This is a genomic window from Parabacteroides sp. KHUB-02, assembly GCF_056640955.1.
This window is the reverse complement of record NZ_JBWQEV010000001.1, coordinates 1248800-1262328: the sequence shown is the minus strand read 5'-3', so window position 1 is coordinate 1262328 and position 13529 is coordinate 1248800. Positions and strand designations below refer to the sequence as shown.

13 protein-coding genes are annotated in these 13529 nt (G+C 46.6%); all 13 read right to left on the bottom strand.

Annotated elements, in window-relative coordinates; translation table 11 throughout:
* Positions 1–33: 33 nt before the first annotated feature.
* Complete coding sequence (locus tag ACYIA1_RS05430; RefSeq protein ID WP_005857350.1) at positions 34–705, bottom strand: sugar transferase; 672 nt, start codon at positions 703–705, stop codon at positions 34–36.
* The gene (locus tag ACYIA1_RS05425; RefSeq protein WP_048928459.1) at positions 702–1109 is read right to left on the bottom strand and encodes a hypothetical protein; all 408 of its coding nucleotides are present in this window, start codon (positions 1107–1109) and stop codon (positions 702–704) included. Before ACYIA1_RS05425 ends, ACYIA1_RS05430 begins: the two co-directional genes overlap by 4 nt.
* Positions 1110–1144: 35 nt before the next feature.
* On the bottom strand, positions 1145–2251 hold the full coding sequence (gene nusG, locus ACYIA1_RS05420; protein ID WP_480334626.1) for a transcription termination/antitermination protein NusG: 1107 nt from the start codon (positions 2249–2251) through the stop codon (positions 1145–1147).
* Positions 2252–2771: 520 nt separating this feature from the next.
* A complete protein-coding gene (locus ACYIA1_RS05415) occupies positions 2772–3704 on the bottom strand; it encodes a tyrosine-type recombinase/integrase (protein ID WP_005857356.1) in 933 nt (310 codons plus the stop codon).
* Between the two features lie 107 nt (positions 3705–3811).
* A complete protein-coding gene (locus ACYIA1_RS05410) occupies positions 3812–5281 on the bottom strand; it encodes a M56 family metallopeptidase (RefSeq protein WP_196009507.1) in 1470 nt (489 codons plus the stop codon).
* 8 nt (positions 5282–5289) lie between these two features.
* Positions 5290–5655, bottom strand: a complete 366-nt coding sequence (locus tag ACYIA1_RS05405; RefSeq protein ID WP_005857360.1) for a BlaI/MecI/CopY family transcriptional regulator — start codon at positions 5653–5655, stop codon at positions 5290–5292.
* Between the two features lie 160 nt (positions 5656–5815).
* Entirely contained in the window at positions 5816–6271 is a 456-nt protein-coding gene (locus tag ACYIA1_RS05400) for a hypothetical protein (RefSeq protein ID WP_005857362.1), read from the bottom strand.
* A gap of 54 nt (positions 6272–6325) precedes the next feature.
* A complete protein-coding gene (locus ACYIA1_RS05395) occupies positions 6326–8146 on the bottom strand; it encodes a V-type ATP synthase subunit I (RefSeq protein ID WP_005857364.1) in 1821 nt (606 codons plus the stop codon).
* Positions 8143–8766, bottom strand: a complete 624-nt coding sequence (locus ACYIA1_RS05390; RefSeq protein ID WP_005857366.1) for a V-type ATP synthase subunit D — start codon at positions 8764–8766, stop codon at positions 8143–8145. Before ACYIA1_RS05390 ends, ACYIA1_RS05395 begins: the two co-directional genes overlap by 4 nt.
* An 11-nt stretch (positions 8767–8777) precedes the next feature.
* A complete protein-coding gene (locus tag ACYIA1_RS05385) occupies positions 8778–10094 on the bottom strand; it encodes a V-type ATP synthase subunit B (RefSeq protein ID WP_005857368.1) in 1317 nt (438 codons plus the stop codon).
* A gap of 7 nt (positions 10095–10101) precedes the next feature.
* Complete coding sequence (locus ACYIA1_RS05380; protein WP_057328316.1) at positions 10102–11859, bottom strand: V-type ATP synthase subunit A; 1758 nt, start codon at positions 11857–11859, stop codon at positions 10102–10104.
* A 3-nt stretch (positions 11860–11862) separates the two neighbouring features.
* Positions 11863–12741, bottom strand: coding sequence for a DUF2764 domain-containing protein (locus ACYIA1_RS05375; RefSeq protein ID WP_009017298.1), 879 nt, complete (start codon positions 12739–12741; stop codon positions 11863–11865).
* Position 12742: 1 nt separating this feature from the next.
* Positions 12743–13333 (bottom strand): hypothetical protein, encoded by a 591-nt coding sequence (locus ACYIA1_RS05370; protein ID WP_005857375.1) that lies wholly within the window; start codon positions 13331–13333, stop codon positions 12743–12745.
* Positions 13334–13529: the final 196 nt, after the last annotated feature.

Genomic DNA, 13529 nt, shown 5'->3' with positions numbered 1-13529 from the left:
AACAAAGTTTTACCACAAGATATTACAGAAATATCAGAATTTCTTACCGAACGCTATATTCAAGAAGGTCTTCACCAATATCTTGAAATCGAACAGCCAAGAGCGATGCTCCAGATAGAACAGGTCGTAACGCAAGCGGCGGAGCATCTTATCGACCGTGTCCGTATACCCATTGTAGAGCGTGGCGTAAGAGGTCACCCCCGGACGGATCTGGTAGAGGTAACGGTAACGGGGATCACGCTCCATGATCTGGTCGATATAGAACTGGCGCTCCGGACGGGGACCGATAAAGGACATGTCGCCCACAAAAACATTCCATAACTGGGGCAACTCGTCCAAGTGATGTACCCGAAGGAATTTTCCGACACGGGTCATCCGGGGATCTGCCCCACCCTTGTAAAGGGCCGGACCGAATTTCTCAGCGTCCAGACGCATACTACGGAACTTATAGATGTTGAACGGGCGACCGAAACGACCGATACGCTCTTGCCTAAAGATCGCCGGGCCTCCATCCTCCCGTTTTACGGCGATATAACAAAGTAAAAACAGCGGGGAGAATACGATCAAGGCCAAAAACGCCAGCGCACAATCCCCTATACGTTTTACATTACGTTGGAACATACCCATCCCATCCGGGATGAATCGCTCCGGTTCCGCTCCCTCACTTTTTCCGAATGGTGTAGTTTTCTTTTTTTCAGCACTCATACTCTCTCACTTAATAAAGGTAGTCCCTCCACCTCGCCGGCGTGCCATTCACGGTAGTCTGCCAAGGAAAATCCGGGGACGGTCAATAGCTTGTAATCCGACTCGTCTCTTCTCAAGATATGTTTGCGGGCGTACGAGCGGAGCGAGCGATCCGTAACGGACACCATCACGATCGGGAACGGGTAGGCGAACAGGCGCAACGGCATGGTCTCGCTATCCGGAAATGCACGATACAACTGATAGGCCGAACACTCAAAAGCCACCCAGTAAGCCCCCGTACAATACAGGTGTATTGAGTTTTGGTTCGCACGCTCACGATCCATGATCTCTGTCAAATGCTCACGCAACAGGTTCATCAACCGGAGGCCGGAAGGAACCTCGCACGTCTCTCTCTCTTTTCTCATATCTTTCATTTATCGCTATGCACAACTTTTACTTATCAACTGATCCCGTGTCCGAGCCAACGGTCGTAATCACGTAAACGACGTATCAACACGGACTTGCTCTTCTTGGGCGAGGCCTCCTCCATCCAAGGGTCAACCAACTCGTGCGCCATGCGCTGATAGAGGCTGCTGTCCGTACAGCCGTACAGCGTGACCAGCAACAAGGCACGGGATTGCGGCGCTTTTATCACGGGGAGCATGCTGCGCATCGTGGAGCGCAAACGATCGAACTCATCCTCCTCGCCCAAAAGCTTATAGGCAGGAAGGAGCAACGAGTAAAGCTTGCAACGGATCACGTCGGTCTCAGCACGGAGAGAGGCGTAGCCACGCAGGACCTCACGGGCCAGACAGGCATCCTCCTCCACTACGCTGCCGGACGAATGGTAACGCCCCAAGGCTCCGTGCAAGCCTTCCGACAGACGGTCGTTGTCCAAATGGGTATAGACGTGCTTGCCCCCCGTGTTCAGCTCGATCAACTCATACTCCCCAGCTCTCACCTCGAACAAGGGAACCCACATGCAATCGAGGATACGCACCATCACGTCCTTATGGCCACCGCCCGGCTGTACCACCACCTCGGCCTCCATGTCGGCAAACGGACCGGAGGTGATACGCACACGGTCGCCTTTCAACAGGTGGCCGCTATCAGGCACGTACACCGGAAGCTCGTTGGAGTAAGACGCCGCGACCCAACGTAAGGTCTCCATCTCACGATCCGAGAGGTAGGGAAAGTAAGACTGTCCACCCGAGGAAACCCGGGGTAGGAAATTGTACAGGGGAAGCGTACGCTTCAGACTAAAGATCTCGTTCTCCGAGGCGTGGATGAACACGTAGTTGTACAGCAGGGGCCGTTTCGTGTTGACCATCTTGCCGCCCACCTTCCTCGCCTCGACATACGAGGGGGAGAAATACTCGAACAAGGCCTCCCCACGACGCTCGCGGCGGGAAAGCTCAACGTCCAGCCCCTTCGCGGGGCTGATCTTGTCACGCCCGCCACCGGCGGTAGGAAGCGTGAGCACGTACCAGCGGACGACCTCTTGGTCACGTCGCTTACGAACATGCGCCATGAACCTATCCGAGCACTTGCTTGTCAATATATCCATCTCTATGATTATCTTTTCTAGTGGTTATCCCATGGCCCGAAAACAGACCCCACGGCAATTCAGAGCCCTACCAAGAATCATTTATATCATCTTGATAAACAGCGTTTTATATTCTCAAATATGGCATTACTGAAAATTACCATCTCTTGAAATCTTAGGCTACTTGGAGAGTAGCGTAAAAAGGTAGGAGAATGGTTATTACCCGGTTGTAGAGACGGAGCGTGCTCCGTCTCCCACCGTCTGGGAGTAATTTTAAATACCATTTTGAAGGGATGAGACGGGGCACGCCCCATCTCTACAGGGATACACACAGGTTATGAGACATGGCGGAATGATACCGAAAACAAGGAGTCGTTTCGCCCGCATCACCGTGTCTATACGTCTAGGAAAAAATGGAAAAATCAAAGAATAGAGAGGGTCAAACACCAATAATGAACAAACAAGCGGATCTATTCGCTTGTTTTTAGCTATTTTTTATTACATTTGCGCCGTGAAAGAATACGCTACTCTCCAAGTAGCCTCACCCCGCTTGAGATTCATAATTATAGACACCGCCAAAGCAGGCGCTATTAACCTCTGTCATTTTCCCTAAAGAGAAACTCCTTAAATAAATTTGTGTTGTCTTGATAGATTTATGCCCCAATAGTTCGCTGATCATTTCAATCGGGACATTTTGTTCTTTTAATGTCATGGCAAAAGAATGGCGAATCGTATAAGAGGTGACATCCGAGGTAATTCCCGCAAATTCTTTCAACGCTTTTAAATTCCGGTTAAATCGAAATAGTGCCGCATTGTATTCGAGGTATTCCTCACGCCCCTCTCTGGTGCCACTCAGAAAGGGAAATAAATATCCGGAATCTCGCACTTTCTCTCCTGACAATTCCTTATACATTGTCTCGGCTGTCTCCAAGATCTCCAGTCTCATCGGTGTCCCGGTCTTCTGACGGTTGTAATCTAATATACCGTTTTTGATATTACCGGTCTTCAAGTGGGCAAAGTCAACGAAAGACATACCCCCAAACAGAAACATCAAGCAAAGCGCCAACTGTGTCTTTCTCTGCTTCCCATCCTCCACCGGGACTGTCATCAGACGGTGTAAATCCTCGATAGGCAAGGACTTCTTACGCTTACTTTCCACACCCGTAAAAATCCCCTTGAATAAAGTGGGAATAAATTCCGCCTTACCGTTCTCCACCGCTTTGTTATAGATACAACGCAAACGCCGCATATAAGTGGAAATCGTATTGCGCATACAGCCGTTCTCCAATAAATAAGCCTCGTACCGGCGAAGATTATCCTTATTAATAGCCGAGTAAGCTATACAGTCGGTTCCGCTATACCTTATAAAGGAGTTTAATGCGTCTTGATAACTCTTAGCCGAGGAATATCGCTTTTCTCGATTCAACTGGGCTATATACTCCCTCATACCTTCTACAAATCCTTTCTCATCCATATCCCTATTTTAAATACTGTTTTGTAAATGAATGAACAAATGTATTTAAAAAGAGATCCCCTTTACCCTATCTCACGAATGAGAATAGTAAAGGGGGAAGACTAAAGTTATTTCTTCAATTTTATCTCGATAACACCATTACGACCTTTCTCTCCAAATTTAGCGATCGCCTCGTTTCCTTTGTACACATTCATAGACGCAATACGATCGGGATTCAAATTGTCCATCCTCTCTTTAGATGATTCCACTCCATCGATGTAAACAATACCGGAGAAAGAGGATTTTACCTTTGATGCCTCCTTAGCAGCCTTCTCATTGATATCTATGGCTTTCATGGCCTCCTCTATGGTTCGATTGATCTCCGGTTGGATCTTCTCCATTTCGGCGGCAATAGTCTCATCTATCTTGGCTGCCTCTATCGCCGCTTGCACAGCCTTGTCGATCTCAGCTTGGTGTTTCGCCATTTCCGCAGAAACTATCTCGTCGATATTCGCCGCATTCACAGCCTCTTCAACCGCCTTGTCAATCTCCGGCTGGTATTTCTCCATCACGGCCGAGACCTTTTCCTGTATCGCTTGCATATCTTTTTCAAAAACGACCGAATCCCTTGCGAGGGTCTCAACCTCTACATTTCTTTTAGGCTCTTTTTTTTCCTGAACCGGAATAATTTCGCTAATTTTGACACTCGAAATCTTCTCCAATTCGTGAGAGATTTCCGGACGGGCAAAGGCTACCACCGTTAAGGCTGCCAACGGGAGTACATACAGATACTTCAACCGTGCCCATGGACTTGATTTTTGTTTTAACATCATAGCTATTCGCTTTTTAAGTGAACTGTGATTAAAGCTGTTGGCCATAGAAGTGAAGCGCTGTGCACCAACAGCTTTTTTGATTAATAATAATTGATATCTTTTTGCGTCGACGCCTTGATTTAATACGCTCTCGTCGGCCTCGTATTCATGGATATTTTGCAATTCCTGTCTCAACAACCAGACAGATGGGTTGAACCAATGGAACAGGATACAAATCTCGGAGATCAGCAGATCAATGGAATGACGGGCTTTTATATGCGCCATCTCATGCGTCATGATCTCTATCCCACTTTCCTCAAAATCCTTCCGGCTTATTACGATCGTTCGCATCCAACTGAACGGGACGACTGGTTGGTCCATAAGAATCAGATGGATTCCGTCCACCAGCTTCGGTGTACCTTGTCTCATCAACCGGAACAAGGCATAAAATGAATATGCGAATTGACAAAGCGTTAATATCCCTCCGATTATATAGGCTATCACCATAACTCGTAACCATACAGGTTGGCTAGCGGATTCCGCCGACGTTCTCATGGAAACCGCCGCTAGCAAATTCTCCAAATCCATGACCGGACGCTGAATGGCCGTCGCTTCCTCCAAAGTAATCTCACAAAATGGGATGATAACCGAAAGCATGATCAAGCTTAATAAAGCGATCCGGTTGAAACGATGGAAGGTATCACGGCTCAACAATAGCTTATAAAACAGATAAAATATCGTCAAGCACACGGATGATTTAAGGATATATACAAAGAAGATTCCCATATTCGTTCTTATTTACGATTCCCTTGTTCTACATCATCTATTAGTTTTCGCAGATCATCCACAGAGATATCCTCTTCCTTGATCAGCGTAGAGACAACCCCCAGATAAGAATTATTGAAATACTTAGCGATCACATTTTTCAGCGTGCCGTTGCTATACTCCTTTTCTGTTAAGACCGCATAATATTGATAGCTATTCCCGAAATTCTTATGGGCGAGGAAACCTTTCTCCTCCAAGCCTCGGACAATCGTAGAAAGGGTATTGAAATGAGGTTTAGGCTCCTCGTAATATTCAAGTAGCTCCTTCACGAACAATGGGCCTTTCTGCCAGAACCAGCCCATGATTTCTTCTTCTTTCGCCGTAAGTCGTTTCATAACCTTATCTTGTTTGCGACAAAGTAACTAAAACTTTTAGTTACCAAACTAATTCGTATAGTTAATAAACTAAAAGAGATAGTTTATTCATTGATCCAATCAAAAAAGCCGCCCCGGGAATGTCCGGGACGGCCTTTATTATATCCAGATGTTTGAATGATTAGGCGACAGGAATCGTTCCGCCAATCAAGATCACAACCAATAAGGCCAAGATAGCGTATAACTCAGGGAATACGGCCATTACCATCGTAGCACCGAATACGTTGTGTCCGGCACCAACACCAGCGATACCATTCGCGCAAACTTGAGCTTGGCGGATTGAAGAGTAAAAACCAGCGAAACCTAACACTAAACCAGCGCCGAAAACAGCCGTAGCGGCCAACATGGAAATATCAGCGACCAAGAACTTCTGCATCATAAAGTAGCCCACGAATCCATACAAACCCTGTGAAGAAGGCAACGCACTTAAAGCGATGTACGTACCCAGAGCATCCGGATTTTTCTTCATCGCACCTACCACCGCATTACCTGCGATCGTAACACCATAACTACTGCCGATAAAAGTTAAACCTGTCATCAACGCAATACCTACATAAGCTAATAAAATTGGTTCCATAATAAAATGTGTTTTTAAATTATTCTTTTATTGTTTTATTTTCTCGTTTAATTGTTATGCTTTTCTGAATGGCTCATAAGCCTTACCTCCACCTTCGAACTCTGCGTTCTTGTAATATTCCACGAAGATCAAACGAAGCGGGTGTACCAAGGAGCTGATCGTACAAAGAGCGATATTGATGGAGTGACCCACTAACAAGATCAACAACATACAGATCGCACGTGCCACGATATTCATACCGTCTGTCATCGTAACCGCCAACGTATTAAATACGCCACCCAAGATGGAACCGGTCAGACCGATAGCGAACAAACGAATGTATGATAACGTATCCCCCAGCAATCCGGAGGCCATATTGTACGTGTTCCAAAGTCCGGTACCAAAGTTCAAGAATACGTTCTTGCCCGGTGTATTGTACAGATAAGCGACAACCAGACCCAAGATGGCGATTCCGTAACATACCATAACGACAGCGTTCGGCAAGTGAACGTTCAACATTGGAAGTCCGAACGCCAATGCCAAGGATATGATCACGAACACCCAAGCGAACGGAGCGATACTGTGTTTCGTTCCTTTCTGTATCTTGATCTTGTAAGCAGCGACACATTTACCGAATATGATCTGTACCAAACCGATGACAATAGAGAATGTCATCAAGTTGTCGCTATTCACAAAGTAGTTCTTGATCTTTGACAAAGCCGGGATATCCGCCAAGGCCACTCCGAAGAAAGATCCCGTACAAGTACCCACCAATAAGGCGGCGAAACCTAAATACTGGAACAAGGTCAAATAAGGCTTGAAGTCCGGGTTCACCTTCTTCTTCAAGATCGTACAAGCGATCATGACCAACAAACCGTATCCGCCATCGCCGAAACAAAGTCCGAAGAACAGCATAAAGAACGGGGCGAACAACGGGGTCGGATCAAGTTCACCGTAATTAGGCAAGGAGAACATCTTCGTGATAGGCTCGTACAGCTTACTGAATTTATTATTCCGTAACTTGATAGGCACCTTATCCCCATCCTCGATCTCTAATTGCTGGAAGAAATAACCTTGCTTATCCAGCTCGTGCTCCAAGGCCGGAGCGTTTTCCGTCGGCACCCAACCTTCCAACAACATGAGCTTATCACCCGCTTGCCGGTCTGTCTGCACTAACGCATTAGAAAGATTAAACTCGTCCTGCAGGTTCTTATCGAATTCCTCCAACGTTTTATAATCCTCCACGGCACGATGTTTCAGCTCATCCTCCACATTCTGGATATCCTTGGTACGTTGATCCAGACGGGCACGCAACTTCGCCAATCCTTGAACCGGCATCTTCGGACGTTCAGCGTCTATATCGATCAAGGTACCTTCCTTGGTAATCGTGATAAAATACGTTACCGATTGGAAATTATTGATCAGAATGGCGTTATACAGCACGCCCCATTCCGGCTCGTACTTAGCAGTAGGACAGGTAAAGAACGTAACATCGTATCCCGCTCTTTTCAGACGGTTGATATTCTGATAACTGAACTCACCCCATATTTCCATATAAGCCAGATCCTTCTCGATCGATTGCTTGGAAGCGATCAATTGCGCTTTCTTATCTTGCAATTCCTCTATCTTACGCACCAACTTCAAGCCTTCCTCTTTCGTCAACTCACGGGCCGGGGCAAACTTAACGTCTTTCTCCGCCGCATGGAGGTTCTTAAAGTAACGCATCAGCGTATTGATCTGTTTACGCTCAGCCAGAAGCTCTTGCAACCTCTCGTTATCCATCACGGAGTTTGTCTCCTTGATATGGACGACACCTAAGTCACGAAGCGTAGAAAGGAACGTATCATACTCCTTATGGTACACCATAAAGGCATATTTACTCATCTTTACTATCATACCTCGGCCTCCTCTTTTTCTTCTTTTGCCTTACGTTTCTCCTGATTGGCTCTCATGATCTTCTGTGAGGACTTAGAAAGACTCTCCTCGTCTTCCATAAACCGTTTCACCTTACGGATCGCATCCTTATAACCCGGAATCTGTACCTTCTCAAACAGGTTCACCTTCTGAGTGGTCTTTTTCCTAGCATGCTCCAACAACTCCAGCTTCATGCCCGAGAACTCCGCCTCGATACCGGTACGAGCCAGCTTTTTCAGCAACTCGATACCATCCGTATACCATGCGGGGGCATTAAAGAGACTATAGTGTCCGATCTCGAACTTGATCTCGTCCAATAACGGGACGATCACGCCGGCGATCTTCTTCGTGGAGAGCGTAACGTCCTTCACGGAGATCAGCTCCGGATTGAACTCGTTCCACAAAGCCACCATATTCTCATAACTCTGAATCTCTCGTTCTAGCTGAAGTTCCAATTTATTCACTTCGTCCTTGGTCCGCTTCACCTCGATACGCAGAGCGCTCTCCTTGCTCTTGATCGTAGGCAGGGAGCGTTCACGCATCTTCAGTTGCTTTTCCAATTGCTGAAGAGAGGTTTTATTATATTGAAACTTTATTGCCATGTTTATTTAATTTACTTCCAGTACTTATCAACCAATCCTTGTTTGATATTTACCTCCTCCGGGCTGAAATATCTAGCGAACAATCCCCAAGCTACGTCCAGCATCTCCGTCGTATCCAAGTTTACGTCGATAGCCAACAGCTTAGAAGAATAATCCTTGGCGAAAGACAAGGTACGGTTGTCGTAGTCGGTCAAGTCGAAACCGTTCTCCAGCTTGGTCTTAGCGTTGGCGGCATCGGCATACAAGCGTACGGCGGCGTTCATTACCTGTGGATGATCCTCACGGGTCTTCTTTCCGGTTACCAGCTGTTTCAAACGAGACAAGCTTCGGAACGGATCGACGATGACCTTACCCACATCGCTATCACGACGCAAATACAACTGACCTTCCGTGATATAACCCGTATTATCAGGTACGGCATGCGTGATATCACCACCGGATAAGGTCGTTACGGCGATAATCGTGATGGAACCTCCCGCCGGGAATTGAACGGCTTTCTCGTAAATCTTCGCCAAATCCGAATACAAGGAACCCGGCATAGAGTCCTTAGACGGGATCTGGTCCATACGGTTTGATACGATCGCCAAGGCATCGGCGTAGTTGGTCATATCGGTAAGCAATACCAAGACCTTCTCGTTCTTCTCCACGGCGAAATACTCAGCGGCGCTCAACGCCATATCCGGGATCAAGATACGCTCTACGGACGGGTCCTCGGTCGTGTTGATAAAACTAACGATACGGTCTAGGGCACCGGCGTTACTAAATGTATTCTTAAAGAACAGGTAGTCGTCGTTCGTCATACCCATACCTCCCAAGATAATCTTATCGGACTTTGCACGCAAGGCTACCATCGCCATAACTTGGTTGAAAGGCTGGTCGGGGTCGGCGAAGAACGGGATCTTCTGACCGGTTACCAAGGTATTATTCAAGTCGATACCGGCGATACCCGTAGCGATTAATTCAGAGGGTTGTTTACGACGTACCGGGTTCACGGACGGACCACCGATCTCGACCTCACGTCCCTCGGGGATCGGGCCGCCATCGATAGGCTCGCCATAAGCGTTGAAGAAACGTCCGGCTAACTGGTCACCTACTTTCAAGGAAGGGGCCTTCCCCATGAATACCACCTCGGCATTCGTACGGATACCTTCCGTTCCAGAGAATACCTGCAACGTCACCTCGTCGCCGATAATCTTTACCACCTGAGCCAGCTTTCCGTCTACAGAGGCCAACTCATCATACCCAACTCCCGTTGCTTTCAGCGAACAGGTAGCTTTTGTGATCTGGGTAATCTTCGTATATATTTTTTGAAATGCTTTTGTTGCCATAACTCTTTTAATTTTCGATTCTCTCCTTCAAAAGTTCATCCAGTTCCGTATTAAACTTCTTGAATTGGTCACTCTCATATTCCGAATAGTTCATCTGCTTAAAGATGTTGATCATCTTCTTAAAGTAGTCCATAACCTCTAGGAAGGTATCAAACTTAAACTCTGAACGGCAAACATTCACGACTCTATCCAGCATGAATTCCTGACGTTGCAACGGAGTAACCGCATCGATGGCATCGAAAGCATCCTGTTGCAAGATCACGAAGTCGATCAACTCGGACTTCCAGAATGTAACGTGATACTCGACAGGCACACCATCATCACCCAAGATATTGATTTGCTCGGAGATCTCCTTACCACGCAACATACGGGTCTTGATCTCGTTTACTTTCTCGATCCATTCCGGGGAGATATGTTTAGCGATGTATTCCTGAAACTCCGGATACTCGATATACTTGGAATAACTCTCGATCGGGTTTACGGCCGGATAACGTTTACGGTCGGCACGCTCCTGCTCCAAGGCATAGAAACAACGGGCCACCTTCTTCGTATTCTCGGTCACCGGCTCCTTCAAGTTACCACCGGCCGGCGATACCGTACCGATGAAAGTGACGGAACCTGTAGCGTTGTTTTTCAAATGGACGAATCCCGCACGAGCGTAGAAGTTCGCCACGATAGCGGACAAGTCCATCGGGAAGGCATCCGGTCCGGGCAACTCCTCCAAACGGTTGGACATCTCACGCAAAGCCTGTGCCCAGCGGGAAGTAGAGTCGGCCATCAACAGAACCTTCAAGCCCATGCTGCGATAATACTCGGCGATGGTCATCGCCGTATATACGGATGCCTCACGAGCGGCTACCGGCATGTTGGATGTATTGGCGATAATGATCGTACGTTCCATCAATTTACGTCCCGTATGCGGGTCTACCAATTCCGGAAACTCCGTAAAGACCTCCACTACTTCATTCGCACGCTCACCGCAGGCGGCGATAATCACGATATCCGCTTCCGCTTGTTTAGAGATAGCGTGCTGAAGCACCGTCTTGCCCGTACCGAACGGACCGGGGATAAATCCGGTACCACCCTCAACGATCGGGTTCACGGTATCGATCGTACGAACGCCCGTCTCCAGCAATTTGAATGGACGGGGCTTTTCCTTATAACAAGTGATGGCTTTCTTTACCGGCCATTTCTGGATCATCGTCACGTTTACGTCCGTGCCATTTTCGTCCGTAAGGACAGCCATCGTATCATTGATGGTATATTGTCCGGCTGGAACCACCGATTTCACAGTATAAGATCCCTCGAACTTAAAGGGGACCATAATCTTATGAGGTTGGAAATTCTCGTCCACCTCTCCCAGCCAATCACCGGCGCTCACGGTATCGCCCGCTTTAGCCAGAGGCTTGAAGTCCCACTTCTTATCATTGTCCAACGCAAACGTATAATCGCCACGTTTCAAGAATACACCTTCCATCTTGTCCAAGTCATTCTGCAAACCGTCATAGTTGCGGGACAACATACCCGGACCCAGCGTAACTTCCAACATATGCCCTTGGAATTCAGCCTCGTCGCCGACACGCATACCACGTGTGCTCTCAAATACTTGTACAAAGGCATTCTTACCTATCACCTTGATTACTTCCGACATCAGCTTCACGCCTCCGACAGAAATGTAACAGATCTCATTCTGAGAAACCGGACCATCCACCTCTACGGTTACTAGGTTGGATACGATTCCTTTTACAATTCCTTTCGTAGCCATAATTTATTTTATATTGTTTCTTTTAAATTCTTCCAACGCATTCTCACTACCCATCTTCATGGCGCCTACCAATTCACGGAAAGTCTTCTCGCCTCTCGCCTTATCCAAGGTTACCCAGCGCTCTATCATCTCCAATTTCAATAAATAAGCGAATACACTCTCTATGTCGAACGTCTTGAAGAAGGTATTATCGTCCAGCCATTTCCATTTCAAAAGATCGATTTTCTTCTCACGAACGATCAGATCGGTCTCTTCGGCGATGCGTTGTAACTCGGGCAAATATTCCACGGAATCGCCCAAGCCGAAATCACGGGCGTTCGACGTACGGATATTTTCCGCTATCTCATTATGCCCCACGATATAATTGGCCTTATCAAATCCATATTTACGGCAAGTGATCGCAGTAAGAACATTGTTGATATTCAGGTTAAGCTCGAACCAATCGGCCACGAACTTATTCCCACATTTCATGGCATATTCATAATATAACGCAGCCAAGCGGTCTTCCCATGATATATATTCTTTCTCGCTTTTGGTGTCCTTAGCCTCTTCGGCTAGATACAGTTTAAAGAATTGCACGAAATAAGGCGGGAGATTATCATTTTTGGGAATTTTTTCCTCATCCTTCAACGCTTTATATAAAGTATTGAACTCATCATACGTTATTCTTCCTCTTTGATCCGGATCGGAGTCCGGTCTTTTAGCGTGAGCCAGCAGATTTATATTATCATATTTCAAATAAAATAAATCAATCAGCTTTTTGTCCTTAGAAGATAGCATATCCTCTATTTCTGTCCGGAACTCACAGACCGAATAGGCTAGTTTACTATCATCCAACGCTATGTTAGGAAGTCCGGAGATTAAGTAGTAATACTTACTCATATCAGAACAGCATTTCTACTAATTGCGGACGCAAGAACTCTTTAAAGAACTCGATGAACTCGTCTTCGCCAAACGTCACTTTATAAGACCCATCCGCCGGGATAATAGAGAAAGACGCTTTCTTTCCGCTTACCTTCTCGATCTTATACCCTTTCTCTAGCAAACCTTTGGCATTGGCCTCAAAATACGCCTTCAAGCCATCGGAATCAGAAGCTTGGATAGTCAAGAACTCATTAGCGGGCCAGCTTTTCACAAGCTCGAGGATCACTTTCTGCATATAGGCGGGATCCATCAACGCCGCTTTCACATTCGAACTAGCGATATCACCAGTGATAAGGTTTGTCACCTCGCTCTTTAATGCCTCGACAGACTGGGTGGCGAACAATTTCAATTCGGCTTCCGTATTCTTCTTCAACTCGGCAGCTTGTTTCTCGGCAGCCGCTACGATACGTTTCGCTTCCGCTTCCGCATCTTTAAGAATCGTATCCTTTTGAGCATTGGCCTCGGCGATTATACGCCCCGCTTCTTCGTTCCCCTTCTCTACACCTTCCTTGTAGATCTTGTCTGTTAGTTCCTGAATCTTTGTATCCATTTCCTATTATGTATTTGAATTGTATTTTTCAATAGTAAACGCCCACAAAGTTATTATTTTTCGCGGATTAACATGAGAATAAGTGTGAAATCAAGCTAAAAAATAACACTAGTCAAGTAAAATTCTATTTACATTCGTCTATATTGTATTTTTGTTCGTCTATTTGTATCTTTGTGAGTCAAAATACAAAATTAAC

Excerpts from the sequence above, each read along its gene's own strand:
- ACYIA1_RS05395 (WP_005857364.1), bottom strand. The coding sequence starts at position 8,146 with ATGATAGTAAAGATGAGTAAATATGCCTTTATGGTGTACCATAAGGAG.
- ACYIA1_RS05370 (WP_005857375.1), bottom strand. The coding sequence starts at position 13,333 with ATGGATACAAAGATTCAGGAACTAACAGACAAGATCTACAAGGAAGGT.
- ACYIA1_RS05400 (WP_005857362.1), bottom strand. The coding sequence starts at position 6,271 with ATGGAACCAATTTTATTAGCTTATGTAGGTATTGCGTTGATGACAGGT.
- ACYIA1_RS05430 (WP_005857350.1), bottom strand. The coding sequence starts at position 705 with ATGAGTGCTGAAAAAAAGAAAACTACACCATTCGGAAAAAGTGAGGGA.
- ACYIA1_RS05405 (WP_005857360.1), bottom strand. The coding sequence starts at position 5,655 with ATGAAACGACTTACGGCGAAAGAAGAAGAAATCATGGGCTGGTTCTGG.
- ACYIA1_RS05385 (WP_005857368.1), bottom strand. The coding sequence starts at position 10,094 with ATGGCAACAAAAGCATTTCAAAAAATATATACGAAGATTACCCAGATC.
- ACYIA1_RS05390 (WP_005857366.1), bottom strand. The coding sequence starts at position 8,766 with ATGGCAATAAAGTTTCAATATAATAAAACCTCTCTTCAGCAATTGGAA.
- ACYIA1_RS05425 (WP_048928459.1), bottom strand. The coding sequence starts at position 1,109 with ATGAGAAAAGAGAGAGAGACGTGCGAGGTTCCTTCCGGCCTCCGGTTG.
- nusG (WP_480334626.1), bottom strand. The coding sequence starts at position 2,251 with ATGGATATATTGACAAGCAAGTGCTCGGATAGGTTCATGGCGCATGTT.
- ACYIA1_RS05375 (WP_009017298.1), bottom strand. The coding sequence starts at position 12,741 with ATGAGTAAGTATTACTACTTAATCTCCGGACTTCCTAACATAGCGTTG.
- ACYIA1_RS05380 (WP_057328316.1), bottom strand. The coding sequence starts at position 11,859 with ATGGCTACGAAAGGAATTGTAAAAGGAATCGTATCCAACCTAGTAACC.
- ACYIA1_RS05415 (WP_005857356.1), bottom strand. The coding sequence starts at position 3,704 with ATGGATGAGAAAGGATTTGTAGAAGGTATGAGGGAGTATATAGCCCAG.
- ACYIA1_RS05410 (WP_196009507.1), bottom strand. The coding sequence starts at position 5,281 with ATGGGAATCTTCTTTGTATATATCCTTAAATCATCCGTGTGCTTGACG.